Raw genomic sequence first — 16,916 nt, forward strand, 5'->3', positions numbered from 1 at the left:
GGCGCGTGGGCGGCGGGCCGTACGCTCCGGGCACGGATCCGGCAGGAGCGTGGAACGAGCGGCTGGCCGGGCTGGTGGAGGGACGGCCGGCGCGGCGGCGGGAGGTCGACTGGGCTGCGGTGGGGGCCCGGCTGGGGACGGGGCTGCCGCACGGCTACCGGCTGTTGGTGGAGCGGTTCGGGGCGGGGGCGTTCAACGGGCTGTCGCTGCTCGTCCCGGAAGCGCCGGATCCGCTGCTGGACCTGGAGCGGAACGCCGAGCGCCTGTCGGCGTCGGCGGCCGAGTGGCCCGGGCGGATCGCCCCGTACCCGGCGTTCCCCGCGCCGGGCGGGCTCCTCCAGTGGGCGGACGGCGAGGACGGCCACCTCCAGGCGTACTGGCTGACCGGCGCGGGCGACCCGGACCGGTGGCCGATCCTGTCGAACAGCACGGACGGCGCACCCGAGGAGTGGGAGCGCTTCGACGGCCCGGTCGGCCGGTACCTGTTCCGGCTGTTCACCGGCCGCCGCCCGAGCGCGTACGCCGGGCGCCCGCCGTCGGTCCGGTTCGAGCCGGTGGGGTCGGCGGCGGGGTCCGCGGTGGGATCGGCGGTCGAGCCGTGGGAGGACGAGGGGTTCGAGGGGTGGAGTCCCGACCCGCACCGGTGAGTTGACGCTGCCTCGGGCGTCCGCGTCAGGGGTGTGCGTCCGCGTCGGTGGAGGCGCGGACGACGAGTTGCGGGGCGAAGCGCTCGACGCTTTCGGTGCGGTCGGCGGCCGGGCCCTGGAGGAGGGCGAGGGCGCGTTCGGCCATGTCGGCGAGCGGGTGGCGGATGGAGGTGATCGGGGGGTCGAGGAGTTCGAGCAGCTCGGTGTCGTCGAAGCCGGTGACGGCGATCTCGCCGGGCACGGAGACCGCCGAGCGCTGCAGGGTGCTGACCAGGCCGACGGCGAGGACGTCCGCGCCGCAGACGACGGCGTCGACCTCGGCGCGGCGGGCGGCGATCCGGCGGCCCGCGGTGCGGCCCGCGTCGGTGGTGAAGCTGGGCAGCAGGACGGTGGCGGCGCCGGCGCCGCGGGCGGCGGTGAAGGCGGCGAGGCGTTCGGCGCCGGAGGAGGAGGCCTGGTCGGCGGCGACCAGGGCGATCCGGTGGCGGCCGAGGCCCTCCAGGTGGTCGAGCAGCAGGCGCATCGCGGCGGCGTTGTCGAGGGTGACGGCGGCGGTGCCGGAGCCGTGCGCCCAGCGGTCGAACAGCACGACGGGGGCGCGCCCGGCGGCGGCCCGGACGGCGGGCCCGGAGGCGGCGGCGGAGACCGGCACGACCAGCAGCCCGTCGACCCGTCCGCTCAGCAGGGTCTCGATCTGCTCGGCCTCGATGGCGGGCGAGTTGGCCGCGTCGGAGACCACCAGTTGGCCGCCCGCGGCCCGGACCTGCTGGGCGATGGCGTCGGCGAGCTGGACGAAGTACGGGTTGGCGAGCGAGGGGACGACCACGCCGACGGTGCCGGTGGTGCCGGTGCGCAGGGCCCGCGCGGAGTGGTTGGTGCGGTAGCCGAGGCGCCGGGCGGCCTCCTCGACCCGGCGGGCCAGGTCGGGGTCGACGTTGCGCGGGGTGCCGGCCAGGACGCGGGAGGCGGTGGCCCGGGAGACGCCGGCGGCCGCGGCCACGTCGAGGAGTCGGGGCGCTGTCACGTGGGGTCCTCCCCGGTCGGAGCGGTCTCGGAGCGGTCTGGCGGCGGTCTGGCGGCGGTCTGGCGGCGGTCTCGGAGCGGTCTGGCGGCGGTCTCGACGGCGCTTCGCGGGCTGCGCCGCGCGCTCCCGGCCTCGGAGCGGTGACGGCCGGGTCCCGTTCCGGCGGGCCTGAGCTGGCGGGCCTGAGCTGGCGCAATGTGCAGCACGAGGGTACTTGACGCCTCGTGAGTGCTGGTCCACAGTGTGGGAGATCGATCTCCCACGGCTCCCGAGGAGTCCCAGATGCCGCCCATCACCGTCGTCGGTTCGGTCAACCGCGACCTCGTCCTGACCGTCGAGGACCTGCCGCGGCCCGGCGAGACCGTGCTCGCCCGGGGCTTCGTCGAGGGCGTCGGCGGCAAGGGCGCCAACCAGGCCGTCGCGGCCGCCCGGCTCGGCGCGCAGGTGCGCCTGGTGGCCCGGATCGGGGCGGACGGCGAGCCGATCCGCCGGGTGCTGGCCGCCGAGGGCGTCGACCTGGACGCGGTGCTGACCGCGCCGGACGCCACCACCGGGATCGCCTCGGTGGTGGTCGACCGCGCGGGCGAGAACACCATCGTGGTCAACCCCGGCGCCAACGCCGTCCTCGCGGTCGAGGACCTGCCGCAGTGGCTGGCCCGCACGCCCGGCGAGGTGGTGCTGGTGCAGCACGAGGTCGCCGCCGAGGTGGTCGCCGCCGCGGTGCTGCGGGCCCGGGAGCAGGGCGGCACGGTCGTCCTCAACCCGGCCCCGGCCCGGCCGGTCGACCCCGCGGTGCTGGCCGCCGTCGACGTCCTGGTGCCCAACCTGGGCGAGCTGGCCGCACTGCTGGGCGCCGAACCGGTCTCCGGCCCGGCCGCCGCCCGCGAGCTGCTGGAGCGCGCCGACCTGCCCTGCGGGGCCGTGGTGGTCACGCTCGGCGCGGACGGGGCGCTGGTCAAGCAGCCGGGCCGCCCGGGCGTCCACCTGCCCGCCCCCGTGGTGGACGCCGTCGACACCGTCGGCGCGGGCGACACCTTCTGCGGCGCCCTCGCCGACGCGCTCGCCCGCGGCGCCGACCTGCCCGCCGCGGCGGCCCGCGCCGTCCGGGCGGCCTCGCTGGCCGTGACCGGGCTCGGCGCCCAGTCCTCGATGCCCAGCGCGGCGCAGCTCGACGCCGTCCCCTGACCCGTTCGACAGCTCCCCTGTACCACCTTGTTCAACGGAGAACACCCATGCGCAGCCTCAAGCTCGGCCTGTTCGAGAACGCCCAGACCAACGCCAGCGGCACCGCCACCTGGCGGCACCCCGACAGCCGCCGCCACCTGTTCGACACCCTCGGCTACTGGCAGGAGGTGGCCCGGCTGTGCGAGGACGCCAAGCTGGACTTCCTGTTCCTGGCCGACGCCTGGGGCTGGTCGGAGATCGACGGGGTGCGCCCGCCGATCGCCACCGAGGAGACCCTCGACCTGCCCCGGCTCGATCCGTTCGTGATCGCCTCGGCGCTGCTCGCCTCCACCACCGACCTGGGCCTGGTGGTGACCGGCTCGGTGCTGGTCGAGCCGCCGTACGGCTTCGCCCGCCGCCTGGCCACCCTGGACCAGCTCTCCGGCGGCCGCCTCGGCTGGAACGTGGTCACCACCGGCACCGCCGACACCGCGGTCAAGGCGTTCGGGATGGACATGGTCGCGCACGACGACCGGTACGCGATGGCCGAGGACTTCCTCGACCTGGTCTACAAGTACTGGGAGGGCGCCTGGGAGCCGGACGCCCTGGAGAAGGACAAGGACGGCCGGTTCGCCGACCCGGCCAAGGTGCACCCGGTCGAGCACGACGGCCCGTACTTCCGCTCGCACGGCTACGGCAACACCGCCCGCTCCCCGCAGGGCACCCCGGTGCTGTTCCAGGCCGGCGCCTCCCCCGCGGGGCGCCGGGTCGGCGGGCGGCACGGCGAGTGCATGTTCGTCGGCAGCGGCAGCGTCGAGCAGCTCGCGGGCCACGCGAGGGCGATCCGCGCGGAGGCCGTGCAGGCCGGGCGGAAGGCCGACGAGGTCAAGGTGATGTCGGCGTTCTCCTGCGTCGTCGGCGCCACCACCTCGGACGCCGAGCGCCGCTGGCAACGGGTCCTGGACGCGCAGCGCCCCGAGGTCACCGTCGCCTCGTACGCGATGTTCACCGGCCTGGACCTGTCCTCGTACGCGCCGGACACCCCGATGGCCGAGCTGTCCACCGAGATGTCGCAGACCCAGGTCGCCCGGTTCGCCGGGAAGACGGTCGGCGACGTGCTCGCCGACTGGCACACCCACGGCGTGGGCGCCCGCCCGGTGGTCGGCACCGCCGAGGAGATCGCCGACGAGATCTGCGCCCTCGCGGAGGGCGCCGACCTGGACGGCTTCCTGCTCTCGCCGACCGTGCAGCCCACCTCCACCGTCGAGTTCGTCGAGTCGGTGCTGCCGATCCTGCGCGAGCGCGGCGCGTTCCGCGGCGCGTACGCGGACGGCGAGTCGCTGCGCGAGCGCCTGACCGGTTCCGGCGGCCGGGCGCTGCCCGCCAGCCACCCGGCCGCGCGGCACCGCCACTGACCCGTCGATCCACCCCCGCACCACGAGAGGACGGCGACGGCCGTGACCACTCCCGCCCACCACCCCACCGAACCGGCCTCGCCGGCCTCGCCGACCTCGCCGCTCGGGCCGACCTCGCCGACCGCACCGACCGGGCCCAGCGAGCCGGGCGGGCCGACCGAACCGGGCGGGCCGACCGAGCTGGACGCGGGCGCGCTGCGGCAGGCCTTCGGGGCGTACCCGACCGGCGTGGTCGCGATCGGTGCGCTGCGCGGCGGCGAACCGGTCGGGTTCGCGGCCAGCTCGTTCGTGTCGATCTCGCTGGCACCGCCGATGGTCGCGGTCAGCGTGGCCCGCACCTCCACCACCTGGCCGCGCCTGGCCGGGGCCCCGGTGCTCGGGCTGAGCGTGCTCAGCCGCGGCCAGGGCGCGCTGTGCCGCAAGCTCGCCTCCCGGGCGGGCGACCGGTTCGACGGCACGCCCTGGCGGGCCACCGCCGACGACGCGGTGCTGATCCACGACGCGGCGCTGTGGCTGACCGCCCGGGTCGGCCCGGTGTACGACGGCGGGGACCACGAGATCGTCCTGCTGGAGCTGCTCACCGCCGAACTGTTCCCCGGCGTGGAGCCGCTGGTCTTCCACACCAGCCAGTTCCGCGAGCTCACCCCCCATGCCTGAGCTCCCCTCCACCCCCCTGGTCGGCACCGTCGTCCACGGCGCCGGCCGGGGAACGGGCCTCGGCTTCCCCACCGCCAACCTCTCCCCCGCCCCCGGCACGGCCGTCCCGCCACCCGCGATCTACAGCGGCTGGCTGACCCGCCCGGCGACCGGGGACGTGCACCGGGCGACCGTCAGCATCGGCACCAACCCGACCTTCGGCGACTTTGCCGAGGTGCACGTCGAGGTGCACTGCCACGACGCCCCGGACGGCCTCCACCTCTACGGCGAACGGGTCGAGCTGCGGTTCGTCGCCCGGCTGCGCGACACCGAGAAGTTCGCCACCGTCGACGAACTGCTCGCCGCCGCCCGCGAGGACGTCCGCCGCTCGGACGCCCTGCTGGCCGCCGCACCCCGCCCCGCCGCCCCCTGAACCCGGTCGGCCCCGTCCCTCTCCCCCGCTTCCCGGCGGGGTCGACCGTTCCCCACCGCTGTTTCCCGGCACGCACCCCCGCCCCCACCCTCGTCACTGCGCCCGATGCCCGCGTGCCCGACCGACGCCTCCCCCCGGGGTCGGTCGTCTCCCCCCACCACCTCGCTCCGTACGAACAAAGGTGTGAGTCATGAGCGCATTCCACTGGTTGAACGAGCAGTTCAGCTTCTTCGGCCTCCCCGTCTACTGGTCCGACTTCCTCGGCAACATCCTCGCGCTCGCCACCGTCTGGCTGGCCCTGCGCCGCTCGCTGGTGGCCTGGCCGGTGCAGATCCTCGGCTCGGTGTTCCTGCTGATCGCCAGCCTGAACGTGCACCTGGGCGGCAACGCCGCCCGGCAAGTGGTGATCATCGTCTCGGCGTCCTGGGGCTGGGCGACCTGGAAGCGCAGCCGCGAGCAGGAGGGCGCGATCAACGTCCGCTGGGCGAACTGGAACGAGCGCGCGGTGCTGGTGGCCGCGATGGTGTTCGGCACGATCGCGTTCGCCGCGGTGCTGAAGTGGCAGGACGCCTCGTTCTACCCGGGCGCGCCGATGTGGATGGTGAGCGCGGACGCCTGGATCTTCGTCGGCTCGATCATCGCGATGTACAGCCAGGCCCGCCGCTACATCGAGTTCTGGTTCGTCTGGCTGGCGGTCGACCTGGTCGGCGTGCCGCTGGCGGTGCACTCGGAGCTGTACTTCTCCGGCATCGTGTACTCGATCTTCTTCGTGATGGTGGTGATCGGCATCCGCGACTGGGCCTCGCGCAGCAGGCCGCAGGAGATCGCCTCGCCCCTGGAGCCCGCCCTCCTGGTGGAGGGCCGCGAGGAGACCACCCGCTGACCCCGTCCTCCCGTCCGGAGCGGGTCGCCTTCCCGACCCAGGGGGGTGGCCCGCTCCGCGCGGGCGGGTTGCACCGCGTGGGCGGGTTGCACCGCGCACCGAAAAGCAGCTGATCGGCTCGCCCGCGGTCTGCGACGATCACCGACGTGAACCGTGCGCTGCGCGTCCTGCGCGTCCTCGCCGACCGCCCCTTCGCCGAGGTCGGCGCGCCCGCCGCCGCGGTGGCCGACGACCGGCGCGGCCTGCTCGCCGTCGCCGGGACCGCCGGGACCGCCGGGACCAGCGGGTACCGGTGCGCCGTGCCGGTCGCCGTGCACCGCGCGTCCGACCTGGCCTGCGTGGCGCTGGTGCGGGCCCGCTTCCCGGTGCACGCGCTGGCCTTCCACCCGGAGCTGCCGCTGCTGGCGATCGGCACCGGGCGGTACGACGGCGGCTACCTCTTCGAGGGGGAGCTGCTCCTGCTGGACCTCGAATCCGGCACCGCCGTCCAGTTGTTCGAGCACTGGGCCGGACGCCAGGTGCTCGCCCTGGAGTGGACGGACGGCACTTCGCTGCGGCTGCTGCTGGCACCGCCGGACGACTGGCAGGACCCCGCCGCCCTGACGGAGGGCCACCGCGCCGAGCTGCACCGGCCCGACTGGCGGGGCCTCGCGGCGGGCTCGGTCACCCCGCAGGAGCTGGCCGGTCCGCGTGTCCCCGCACCCCGCCCGGACGGCCGGGCCGGGGCCCGCCGCCTGCTGGACGGCCTCACCGACGGGTGGCAGCCGCGCGGCCCGGTCCGCGCCGTCGCGGAGCTCGCGGACGGACGGCTGCTGGCCACCCTGCCCGGCGTGCTGCTGGAGTGCCGGACACCGACGGGCGAACTCGCCTGGTCGGTACCGGCGGACGGGGAGGGCGGCGCACTGGCGGTCTCCCCGGACGGCGAGCGCGCCTGGGTCTGCCTGGACCGACCGCCCGCCCTGGTGGAGGTCGCGCTTGCGGACGGGGCGGTGGTGGAACGGTGTCCGCTCCCGGTCGCCGCCGTCCTGTCGCCCGGCCCCGACGGCCTGCCCGTCCTCGCCCCGCGCACCGGCCACCGGCCCGCCGTCCGGCGCCGTGGCCTGGTCCCCCGCCCGCCCGCCGACGGGACCGCACCGGCTGCCGGACCGCGCCCCTACCGGCAGGTCGGTCCCGCCGGGTTCGGCTTCCCCCACTCCTGGGAGCCCGGCCGCTCGCACCTCGGCGGGCCCGGTGTCGAACTCCCGGACGGCGACCTGCTGTACGCGGGCACCGTGCACGACGGCCGGGGCCTGCAGGCGGGTGGCTCCTTCGTGGTCCGCCGCGCCCCGTCCGACGGCGCACCGCGCTGGGTGTTCCGCACCGACCGTCCCGCCACCGCCCTGGACGTGGACGTGGACGTGGACGGCGACCTCGCCCACATCGCCTATGACGACGGCGAGTTGGTCACCCTCGCGACCGCCGACGGCACCGTCCGCCGCCGCGCCCCGCTCACCCTGGGCCCGATCGTCCTACGCCCCACCGCACTCACCGTCCCCGCCCCCGGCCGCCTGCTGGTCGGCACCGCCGACGGCCGCGTCCTCGACTGCACCTACGGGAGCGCCCCGTGAGCCCGCCCGCCGCGCCGCTCGACGGTTCCGCCCTGCCCGGCACCCCCGTCCACCGGGACGCCGCCGCCCACCGCGAGGCCCGCGCCGTCCTCCTCCACCGCGCCGACCGGGAGACCGTCCCCGCCCACTCCCTCGCCCCCGAGCAACTGCGCGGCCCGTGCGGCCCGTTCCCCCGCGCGGACGGCCGCGCCGCCGCCCGCGCGCTGGTCGCCCGCACGCTCCACCCGCCGCGGCGCCGCCACGGCTGAAGCGCCGTCCGGGGTCGCCGCCACCGCTACTGCGGCGGGGGCACCAGGCGCAGCAGGTCCGCGGCCGGAAGCGACGGGTTCGCGACGGCGTGGTGCGCGGTCTCCGGGTCGGCCAGCAGTGCGCGGATCCGGTCGAGCGGCAGGGCGGGGTGCGCGGCGGCCCGTTCGCGGGCGCGCCGGTCGCGCAGGCAGGCGGTGAGGGTGGCACCGTCGGCGGCGGGGTGGACGGCGAGGGCGCGCAGGGTGGCCACGTTGTGCTCGCCGGTGACGAGGGCGCGCAGCAGGGCGGTGGGGGTGTCGGGGTTGGCGGCGATGCCGGGGCCGACGAGTCGGCCGTGGCGGTGGTGCATGGCGGTCAACTGCCCTTCTTCCAGGCCGGGATGGGGCGCGACAGCGTTGGCCACCTTGGCGTCCGGGTCTTCGGCGAGGCGGTCGCGGACGTGCGGGGGCAGGTCGCGGCGCAGGGCGAGCAGGCGGCGCAGTCCGGGGTCCGCGGAGGCGGCGAGCCGTTCGGTCTCGGCGGGGTCGGCGGCGGCGATCCGGGGCGGCAGTGTCGTGCCGAGCTTGAGGACGACGCCGTCCCGGGCCCGGTCCAGGAGGTCCAGCGGCACGGCGGGGTTGCAGACTACGGCCCGGCGCACGATCTCGCAGGGGACGGTGGCGAGTTGACGGATGAGTCGCTCACCGACCGCCGGGTTCTCGGCGAGCGCGGCAAGTACGAACGGCTCGGTGGAGGAGGCCAGTTGGGCGTAGGCGTCCGGGTCGAGGTCGGTGCGTTCGGCGAGTCGGGCGCGCAGGAATCCGCTCGGGTCGGACAGGTGGCGCCGGGCGTCGGCGGCGGGCGCGTTCGGGTGCGCGAGGGCGGCCTCCACGACAGTGTGCCGGGCGTACTGGTGGCTGCCGTCGCAGGCGGCGCCGCCGGGCAGGTCGCAGTCCGGGTCGGGGCAGTCCGGCGGGTGCGTCCACGGGACGGCGTGGCGTTCGCAGACCTCGCAACTCGGCAGCGGCGGAAGGTCGTTGAGCAGGTCGGCGAGGACACCGGGCGGGGCGGCCGGGTTCCAGGCGACGGCCTGCCGGACGCGCGGCGAGGGGTGCGCCGCGAGGGCGGCGAGGATGCCGGGGTCGGGCTGCGCCTCGGCGAGTTCGACCAGGACGTCCCGGTCCGCCTCGGCGAGCAGCCGCTGTGCGACCCCGGCGGGAAGCCGCTCGGTGGACGCCAACTCCGGCCACAGTTCCCGCCGTTGCACCAGCAGCTCCGCCCACCCGGCGGGTGCCCGCCCGGCCCGCAGCAGGGCCAGCGCGGCGATCGGCTGCCGCCGGGGGTCGACCCGATCCGCCGACACCCGGCCGGCCCTCACCAGGCGCCCGGCCGCTGCGGTCCCGCGCTCCGCCAGCAGCTCGACCTGCTGGTCGGTCAGGTCCGTCCGCTCGACCAGCTCCAACGAGAGGTCCGGCTCCACCAGCCGGACCAGCCGTTCCACCGCCTCCGCGGGCAGTGACGGGTTCCCGGCCAGCCCTTCCCACACACGACGCACCCGGACATCCTCGCCCCGCCCGACCCGCCCCCGCCACGCGTTTTCGACGCGGCCCGCTCCCCGCACGTCTCGGCGCGTTCCCGACGCGTCCCCGGCACGGTCTCGGCGCGTTCCCGGCACTGCACGACGCTGCACCGCACTGCACGACGCTGCACCGCGCTGCACCGCGCTGCCCGGCGCACCGGCATCATGGACGGATGCCGAAGCGCCGGAAGCCCGCCGCCCGACCCGCCGAGCCCGTGGAAGCCGATCGCGGCCCGTTCGTCCTCCCGCCCGTGGCCGCTCGGGGGTTCACCGACGCGGGCGGCTGTCGCTGGCGGCTCGTCCGCGGCCCGCTGGATCCGCGCCGGGCGAAGCGGCTCGCGGTGCAGGCCGACGTGATGTCGATGGGCGATCGCTACGACGAGCGGGCCGAGCGCTGGTTCCCCCGCTTCCTGCCGGAGGCCGAGCGCCCGGCCGCCTGGCTGGTGGCCCGGGCCGGGTACGGGGCGGAGGGGCTGCCGTCCTACCAGGCGTACGAGTTCAGCGCGGACGACGGCCGGGTACTGCTCTTCGTCGAGACGTACTGCTGATCCCGCTCACGCCTCCCCGCCCCCGAACAGGCCCTGCTGCCGGGCGATGCCGCGGACGAACACCACGGCGTCGACCTGCTCCAGGGCCGCCGGGTCGAGCCCGAAGTAGGTGTGGTCGGCCGGGACTCGGGCCTTGACGCCGCCCAGTTCCCGTACCGCCGGAGCGAGTTGCTTCGGGTCGAGGACGGCGCGCGGGTACGGGAGGGTGGCGAGGAGGCCTTCGAGGGTGTCGGGGGCGGGGTGGTCGTCGGGGGCGCGGTGGCCGAAGGTGGTGGCGAGGAAGGCGTAGCCGTCGCCGAGGCGGGATTCGAGCAGCGATCCGGCGCTCCACCACAGGAGTTGGTGGTCGCCGAGCGGGATGCGGCTGGCTTCGCGCTGGAGGTGGCGGTTGTGGGCGAAGGCGAGGGTCGGGCCGCGGCGGGCCTCGCGGCGGAGGACTGCTTCGAGGTTGTCGGCGATCATCAGGTCCCGTTGCCGCATCAGGGAGTTGAGCCGGTCGGGGCCGTCCCCGGCGGTGGCGGCGTGGTAGCGGAGCAGGCCGGTGGCGGTGCGGGCGTCGAGTTCGGCCCGCCAGAGCGCGTCCTCGTCCTCGTGGCACTGCGGGCGGTGCGCGGCCAGCAGGAGGCTCAACTCGTCGGCGAGCAGCCGCAGTCGGACGGCGTCCTCGGTGCGGCCGACCGAGCGGCTCGGGTCGCGGGTGGCGGCGGGTTCGGTCCAGCGCTCGTCCGGCCCGCACAGGAGGAGCAACTCCTCGCGTCCGGGCAGCAGTTCGGCCGGGAGCCGGTCGGCCAGGAAGTCGTGCAGCCGGAGCAGCGCGGGGCCGGGTGCGGCGGCGCCGGTGTACTCCAGCGGGCCGTCCGCCCCGTAGAACCTGATCCGCTCGCCCGCCCCGGCCGATGCATTGAACTCCCTTATCCAGCCGATGAGTTCGCGGTTCCCGGCGTAGGCCCCGAACCCGTGGCCCAGCCCCTCCCGCAGCACGGTGTCCAGTGCGCCGTCCGCGCCGCCCACGTACGCGTCGACGGTGAGCGCGGCCAGGCAGTCGCTCTCGACCGCGATCGAGCGGTAGCCGTGCTCGACGACCAGGTGGCGGAAGAGTTCGTTGCGGAGGTCGAGGAACTCCTCGGCGCCGTGGGTGGGCTCGCCGAGGGCGAGCAGCCGGGTGCCGGCGGGGACGAGGGCGGCGAGGGCGGCGGGCGTGAAGGGGCGGGCGGCGTTCCCGAGCGAGGCAGCGGTCATGGATTCCAACGTATCGTTGAAGTTCCGGTGTAAACTTTTCCGCTCCCGGCCCGCAGATCGACCAGGAAAGCTTCAACCACGATGCCGCTGCGCCCGATCGACCTGGCCCGCGCGCACGGCCTGTCCACCCAGGCGGTGCGCAACTACGAGGCGGCGGGCGTGCTGCCGCCCGCCGCCCGTTCCGCGCACGGGTACCGGCAGTACGGCGAGCGCCACGCGGCCGCGCTGCGGGCCTTCCTCGCGCTGCTCCCGGGGCACGGGCACCCGGCCGCCACCGCGATCATGCGGGCCGCCACCGCGGGCGACCTGCCCGAGGCGCTGCGCCTGGTCGACGACGGCCACGCCCTGCTCGCCGAGGACCGCCGCACCCTGGCGGCCGTCCGCACCGCCCTCGACCACCTGCCGTCCGCTCCGGCCGACCCGCCCGCCTCCCGAACGTCCACCTCCGGAACGTCCGCCGCCGACCCGCCCACCTCCGGAACGCCCGCCTCCGGCACGCACATCGGCCCGCTCGCCCACCGCCTGGGCCTGCGCCCGGCCACCCTCCGCGAGTGGGAGCGCGCGGGCCTGGTCACCCCGCGCCGGGACGCCCGCACGGGCTACCGCGTCTACACCCCCGCGCAGGTCCGCGAACTCCTCCTCGCCGAACAACTCCGCCGCGGCGGCCACGGCTTGGCCCGAACCGCCGAGATCCTCGACCGCCTGCGAACGGCCGGCTCCCCGGAAGCCGTCCGCCCCACCCTCGCCGCCTGGCAGGACCGCCTCACCACCCGCGGCCGCGCCCTCCTCGCGGGCGCGGCCGCCCTGCACGCCTACCTCGACCACCCGGACCACCCCGGTCGGTGACCACGCCGTTGGACACGTGGACATGGTGGGCGGCACCGCCGGGTCGGCGAACGCGTCCGGTGCCGAGACGATCCGGGGCCCGGGGCCCGACCGCCGACCGCCCCGCCGACCACCGCCCCGCCGACCCGGGCGCGCACCCTCCTGCCCTGACGGCACCTCAGACCGACTTGTAGCAACCCTACAAGATCACCACGTACGACTCGGTCACGCCCAGCAGCCTTCCGCACCCGTTTCCCTTGGCAGAGTGGGCCACATCGGATCGTCCGGCCGACCGCCGGACAACCCGCTCATTGTGCTGCCATCACAACGGGAGTATCGCCATGCGCACCGAATACGACACCGTCGTGGTCTCCGGCCTCGGGGCCACCACCCCGCTCGGCGGAACCGCCCCCGCCACCTGGCGGGCCATGTGCGAAGGACACAACGGCATCCGCACCCTCGACCGCCCCTGGGCCGCCGACCTGCCGATCCGGATCGCCGGACAGCTCGCCGTCGAGCCCTCCGAGGTCCTCGACCGGATCGAGGCCCGCCGCCTGGACCGCAGCGAGCAGCTCGCCCTGATCGCCGCCCGCGAGGCCTGGGCCGACGCCGGACGCCCCGACGTGGAGGGCGAGCGGCTCGCCGTGGTGATCGGCACCGGCACCGGCGGCGCGGTCACCATGCTCGACCAGGACGACGTCCTGGAGCGCTCCGGCGTCCGCAAGGTCTCCCCGCACACCGTCCCGATGCTGATGGCCAACGGCCCCGCCGCATGGGTCTCCATCGACCTCGGCGCCCGGGCCGGCGCCCACACCCCCGTCAGCGCCTGCGCCTCCGGCGCCGAGGCCGTCGCCCTCGGGCTCGACCTGATCCGGCTCGGCCGCGCCGACGTGGTCGTGGCCGGCGGCACCGAGGCCTGCCTGCACCCGCTGCCGCTGGCCGGGTTCGCCCAGGCCCGCGCGCACTCGCTGCGCAACGACGACCCGGCCCGCGCCTCCCGCCCCTTCGACGCCGGACGCGACGGCTTCGTCATCGCCGAGGGCGCCGCGGTGCTCGTCCTCGAACGCGCGGGCCTCCGCCCGTCCCGGCGGCGCTACGCCACCCTGGCGGGCGCCGCCGTCACCTCCGACGCCCACCACATCACCGCCGGGCACCCCGACGGCCAGACCCGCGCCGTCCGCGGCGCCCTCGCCGACGCCGGGCTGACCCCCGAGGCCGTCGGCCTGGTCCACGCCCACGCCACCTCCACCCCCAAGGGCGACCTCACCGAGGCCGAGACGCTCACCCGGGTCTTCGGCCCGCACCGCCCCGCCGTCACCGCCACCAAGTCGATGACCGGCCACCTCTTCGGCGCCGCCGGGGCGCTGGCCGCCCTCGCCACCGCCTACGCGCTCCACCACCAGCACGCCCCCGCCGTCCGCAACCTCACCGACCCCGACCCGGAGTTCCTCCCGCTGAACCTCCTCACCACCTCCGGCCCGCTCCCGCACACCGCCGCCCTCACCAACTCCTTCGGCTTCGGCGGCCACAACGCGAGCCTGGTCCTCACCCGCGCCTGAACCCGGCCCGACCCGGCCCGACCCGGCCCGACCCGGCCCGGCCCAACCCGGCCCAACCCGGCCCAACCCGGCCCGACCCGGCCCGCGGCGCGCGGACGGGGGCTCACTCCCCGTTCTCCTCCGCCACGCCCCGCAGGAGGCGCAGCAACTCCTGCCGCACCTCCTGCGGGGCCAGCACCCGCAGCGGGACGGCCAGCCCCAGCAGGTACCGGGCCAGCCCCTCCGCGTCGGGCCCGCCGATCTCGACCACGCAGGCCCCGGGCCCGTCCGGACGGTGCGTGCCGACGCTCGCCGGGACCAGCCGCAGCGCCTCCTCCAACGGCACCGGGAAGCGCACCGACGCGTACACCGGGTACCGGCCGGTCCCGGTGTTGCGCACCACCAGCAGCGCCGGGTCGGGCGGCTCCACCGGCTCCGCGACCGGCTGCCCCGTCCCCCGGACCTGCACCACCCGGTCCGCCCGGAAGGTCCGCCACTCGCCCCGCGCCACGTCCAGCGCGACGAAGTACCAGCGCCGCCCGTTGTGCACCAGGCGGTACGGGTCGACCTCCCGGACGCTGTCCCGGCCCCCGCCGTCGCGGTACGACAACCGGACGCGCTGCCCGCCCCGGCACGCCCCGGCCAGCTCCAGCAGCGTCCCCGGGGCGATCTGCGGCTCCCCGGGCCGGTGCGCGTGCACGAAGGTCGCGTCCATCCCGGCGAGCCGCTCCGCGACCCGCCGCGGCAGCGACTGCTGGAGCTTCAACAGCGCCGACAGCGCGGCCTGGTCGCCGCCGAGCACCCCGCTGGACGCGGCCCCGCGCAGCGCCACCGCCACCGCCAGCGCCTCCTCGTCGTCCAGCAGCAGCGGCAGCGCCCGGGCGCCGCCGCTGAGCCGGTAGCCGCCCCAGGGGCCCGGCTCGGACTCCACCCCGTACCCGAGCTCCCGCAGCCGCGCGACGTCCCGGCGCACCGTGCGGTCGGTGACCTCCATCCGCTCCGCGAGCTCCCCGCACGTCCACGACGGCCGTGAGGACAGCAGTGAGACCAGGCGCAGCAGGCGGGCCGAAGTGGTGAGCACGTCCGGAATTCTCCCCCACGACCAGGACCGAACCTGTCCTGGTCGGCTCCTAGCCTCGTCCCCATGAACACCACGGACACCAACGACGCCTCCACGCCCGCGATCCGCTACGTCGCCGTCACCTTCGACTGCCCCGACCCGGCCGAACTCGCCCGCTTCTACGGCGAGGCCCTCGACCTGCCCACCCTCTACTCCGGCGAGGACTTCGTCCTGCTCGGCCGCGAGGGCGCCCCCGGCCTCGGCTTCTCCCGCATCGCCGACTACCGGCGCCCCACCTGGCCCGACCCCGCCCACGAGAAGCGCGCCCACCTCGAATTCGGCGTCGACGACCTGGACGCGGCCACCACCCGCATGCTCAAGCTGGGCGCCACCGAGCCCGACACCCAGCCCTCCCCCGACCGCTGGCGCGTCCTCCTCGACCCCTCCGGCCACCCGTTCTGCCTCACCACCCTGGCCTGAGCAGGCCCCCCCCGGGGCCCGGGGAACGGCGGCGGGCCCGGGCCCGCCGCCGGTGCACTGCCATCGGTGCACCGCCATCGGTGCACCGCCGCTGCACCGCCGCGGTACGCGCACCGGCTCCGGGCCCCGTTCACGGCCCGGCCCCGCCGTTCCCTCCCAGGTCGCGCCGTCCCCACGGGTGAGCGCGGTGATCCGCCGGGCGGCGCCCATCACGGCCCCGCGTCCGTGCGGGGCGAACCGGACGGCGCCGGTGACGGCCCGCCCGAGGGCGCCGTTGCCCGCGGCGGCGAGGTCCCAGGGCAGTCCGCTGCCGAGCACGGTCCCGGTCCGGATGCCGATGTGCTCGCCCCCCGCGCCGCTCAACGTCGCTCTCCATCACCATACCCACACGTTCTGTCACCGCACCGCCCTCCGCTAGCCTGGGGGCACGATGAACTGTTTCACCACCGCCTGGGGCGAGTTCGAGCTGGCCCGTTTCCCGGAGGATCCGCGCGAGCAGCTGCGCGCCTGGGACGCCGCCGACGAGTACCTGCTGCGGCACCTGCACGAGGAGGCGGTGCCGCTGGACGGGGCCGTCACCGTCCTGGGCGACCGCTGGGGCGCGCTGTCGACCGCGCTGGCGTCGAAGGCCGCCGGCCTCACCGCGGTCACCGACTCGTACCTGGCCTCGCGCGCGATCGCCGCGAACCTGGCCCGCAACGGTCTCGACCCGTCCGCGGTCGCGGTCCGCAGCACCCAGGACGCCCCGCCGTCGCGGGTCGACGTGCTGCTGGTGCGCGTCCCGAAGAGCCTGGCGCTGCTGGAGGACCAGCTGCACCGGCTGGCCCCGGCGGTGCACGAGGGAACGGTCGTGGCGGGCACCGGCATGGTCACCGAGATCCACACCTCGACCCTGAACCTCTTCGAGCGGATCCTCGGCCCGACCCGCACCTCGCTGGCGGTCCGCAAGGCCCGCCTGGTCCACACCGCCCCGGCACCGGACCTCGCCCGCCCGGCCAACCCGTGGCCGCTGCGCTACCGGCTCCCGGACGACGTCGGCGCCCTGTCGGGCCGCCAGGTCGCCAACCAGGCGGGCGTGTTCTGCGCGGACCGCCTGGACATCGGCACCCGCTTCTTCCTCCAGCACCTGCCGGAGCCGACCGGCGCCCCGCGCCGGGTCGTCGACCTGGGCTGCGGCAACGGCGTCGTCGGCACGGCCGCCGCGCTCGCCGACCCGCGGGCCGAACTCCTCTTCGTGGACGAGTCGTTCCAGGCCGTGGCCTCCGCCGAGGAGACCTTCCGCACCAACCTGGGCCCGGACCGCCGCGCCGAGTTCCTGGTCGGCGACGCCCTGGCCGACGTCCCGACCGCCTCCGCCGACCTGGTCCTGCTGAACCCCCCGTTCCACTCCCACCAGGCCACCACCGACGCCATCGCCCGCCGCATGTTCACCGGCGCCCGCCGCGTCCTGCGCCCGGGCGGCGAACTGCGCGTGGTCGGCAACCGCCACCTCGGCTACCACGTCACGCTGCGCCGACTGTTCGGCGGCTGTCGAACCGTGGCGGGCAGCCCGAAGTTCACGGTGCTGAGCGCCACCCGCCGGTGAACCCGCCGGTGAACCCGCCGCCTCC

General features: G+C 76.2%; 17 protein-coding genes. 13 read left to right on the forward strand and 4 right to left on the reverse strand.

What is annotated here, in order from left to right; translation table 11 throughout:
• Positions 1-5 precede the first annotated feature (5 nt).
• On the forward strand, positions 6-647 hold the full coding sequence (locus tag OO57_RS18780) for a hypothetical protein (RefSeq protein ID WP_158715164.1): 642 nt from the start codon (positions 6-8) through the stop codon (positions 645-647).
• A 25-nt stretch (positions 648-672) separates the two neighbouring features.
• Here OO57_RS18780 and OO57_RS18785 read toward each other — a convergent pair whose 3' ends face one another.
• Complete coding sequence (locus tag OO57_RS18785; protein ID WP_033253691.1) at positions 673-1,671, reverse strand: LacI family DNA-binding transcriptional regulator; 999 nt, start codon at positions 1,669-1,671, stop codon at positions 673-675.
• 282 nt (positions 1,672-1,953) lie between these two features.
• On the opposite strand from OO57_RS18785, the gene OO57_RS18790 reads away from it, so the two are divergent.
• The 7 genes from OO57_RS18790 (at position 1,954) to OO57_RS18820 (ending at position 8,057) form a co-directional block, all read left to right on the forward strand.
• Positions 1,954-2,856 (forward strand): ribokinase, encoded by a 903-nt coding sequence (locus tag OO57_RS18790; protein WP_033253692.1) that lies wholly within the window; start codon positions 1,954-1,956, stop codon positions 2,854-2,856.
• Positions 2,857-2,903: 47 nt separating this feature from the next.
• The gene (locus OO57_RS18795) at positions 2,904-4,250 is read left to right on the forward strand and encodes an NtaA/DmoA family FMN-dependent monooxygenase (protein WP_033253693.1); all 1,347 of its coding nucleotides are present in this window, start codon (positions 2,904-2,906) and stop codon (positions 4,248-4,250) included.
• A 42-nt stretch (positions 4,251-4,292) separates the two neighbouring features.
• Positions 4,293-4,907: a flavin reductase family protein gene (locus OO57_RS18800; protein ID WP_267884969.1), complete on the forward strand. Its 615-nt coding sequence runs from the start codon at positions 4,293-4,295 to the stop codon at positions 4,905-4,907.
• Positions 4,900-5,319 carry a riboflavin kinase gene (locus OO57_RS18805; RefSeq protein WP_033253694.1) on the forward strand — a complete coding sequence of 140 codons (420 nt, stop codon included), beginning with the start codon at positions 4,900-4,902 and terminating at the stop codon, positions 5,317-5,319. Before OO57_RS18800 ends, OO57_RS18805 begins: the two co-directional genes overlap by 8 nt.
• Before the next feature lie 190 nt (positions 5,320-5,509).
• On the forward strand, positions 5,510-6,202 hold the full coding sequence (locus OO57_RS18810) for a nicotinamide mononucleotide transporter family protein (protein ID WP_033253695.1): 693 nt from the start codon (positions 5,510-5,512) through the stop codon (positions 6,200-6,202).
• A 146-nt stretch (positions 6,203-6,348) separates the two neighbouring features.
• Positions 6,349-7,809: a hypothetical protein gene (locus tag OO57_RS18815; protein WP_033253696.1), complete on the forward strand. Its 1,461-nt coding sequence runs from the start codon at positions 6,349-6,351 to the stop codon at positions 7,807-7,809.
• A complete protein-coding gene (locus OO57_RS18820) occupies positions 7,806-8,057 on the forward strand; it encodes a hypothetical protein (protein WP_033253697.1) in 252 nt (83 codons plus the stop codon). Before OO57_RS18815 ends, OO57_RS18820 begins: the two co-directional genes overlap by 4 nt.
• A 26-nt stretch (positions 8,058-8,083) precedes the next feature.
• Here OO57_RS18820 and OO57_RS18825 read toward each other — a convergent pair whose 3' ends face one another.
• Entirely contained in the window at positions 8,084-9,592 is a 1,509-nt protein-coding gene (locus OO57_RS18825) for a hypothetical protein (RefSeq protein ID WP_033253698.1), read from the reverse strand.
• A gap of 197 nt (positions 9,593-9,789) precedes the next feature.
• Here OO57_RS18825 and OO57_RS18830 point away from each other — a divergent pair, with 197 nt between their 5' ends.
• Positions 9,790-10,164, forward strand: a complete 375-nt coding sequence (locus OO57_RS18830) for a hypothetical protein (RefSeq protein ID WP_033253699.1) — start codon at positions 9,790-9,792, stop codon at positions 10,162-10,164.
• A gap of 6 nt (positions 10,165-10,170) precedes the next feature.
• On the opposite strand, the gene OO57_RS18835 is transcribed toward OO57_RS18830, so the two are convergent.
• A complete protein-coding gene (locus OO57_RS18835; RefSeq protein WP_033253700.1) occupies positions 10,171-11,403 on the reverse strand; it encodes an erythromycin esterase family protein in 1,233 nt (410 codons plus the stop codon).
• Between the two features lie 81 nt (positions 11,404-11,484).
• Here OO57_RS18835 and OO57_RS18840 point away from each other — a divergent pair, with 81 nt between their 5' ends.
• Both OO57_RS18840 and OO57_RS18845 read left to right on the forward strand, forming a co-directional pair.
• Positions 11,485-12,249, forward strand: a complete 765-nt coding sequence (locus OO57_RS18840) for a MerR family transcriptional regulator (RefSeq protein WP_033253701.1) — start codon at positions 11,485-11,487, stop codon at positions 12,247-12,249.
• 320 nt (positions 12,250-12,569) lie between these two features.
• The gene (locus tag OO57_RS18845) at positions 12,570-13,787 is read left to right on the forward strand and encodes a beta-ketoacyl-[acyl-carrier-protein] synthase family protein (RefSeq protein ID WP_033253702.1); all 1,218 of its coding nucleotides are present in this window, start codon (positions 12,570-12,572) and stop codon (positions 13,785-13,787) included.
• Positions 13,788-13,890: 103 nt separating this feature from the next.
• On the opposite strand, the gene OO57_RS45690 is transcribed toward OO57_RS18845, so the two are convergent.
• Entirely contained in the window at positions 13,891-14,847 is a 957-nt protein-coding gene (locus tag OO57_RS45690) for a helix-turn-helix transcriptional regulator (protein WP_033253703.1), read from the reverse strand.
• A 63-nt stretch (positions 14,848-14,910) separates the two neighbouring features.
• Between OO57_RS45690 and OO57_RS45695 the strand changes: the two genes are divergently transcribed.
• Positions 14,911-15,306 carry a VOC family protein gene (locus OO57_RS45695; protein ID WP_033253704.1) on the forward strand — a complete coding sequence of 132 codons (396 nt, stop codon included), beginning with the start codon at positions 14,911-14,913 and terminating at the stop codon, positions 15,304-15,306.
• 430 nt (positions 15,307-15,736) lie between these two features.
• Positions 15,737-16,891 carry a methyltransferase gene (locus OO57_RS18860; RefSeq protein WP_033253705.1) on the forward strand — a complete coding sequence of 385 codons (1,155 nt, stop codon included), beginning with the start codon at positions 15,737-15,739 and terminating at the stop codon, positions 16,889-16,891.
• The last annotated feature ends 25 nt before the right edge of the window (positions 16,892-16,916 follow it).

The sequence above is a fragment of the Kitasatospora phosalacinea genome (assembly GCF_000717185.1).
Classification (GTDB): Bacteria; Actinomycetota; Actinomycetes; order Streptomycetales; family Streptomycetaceae; genus Kitasatospora; species Kitasatospora phosalacinea_A.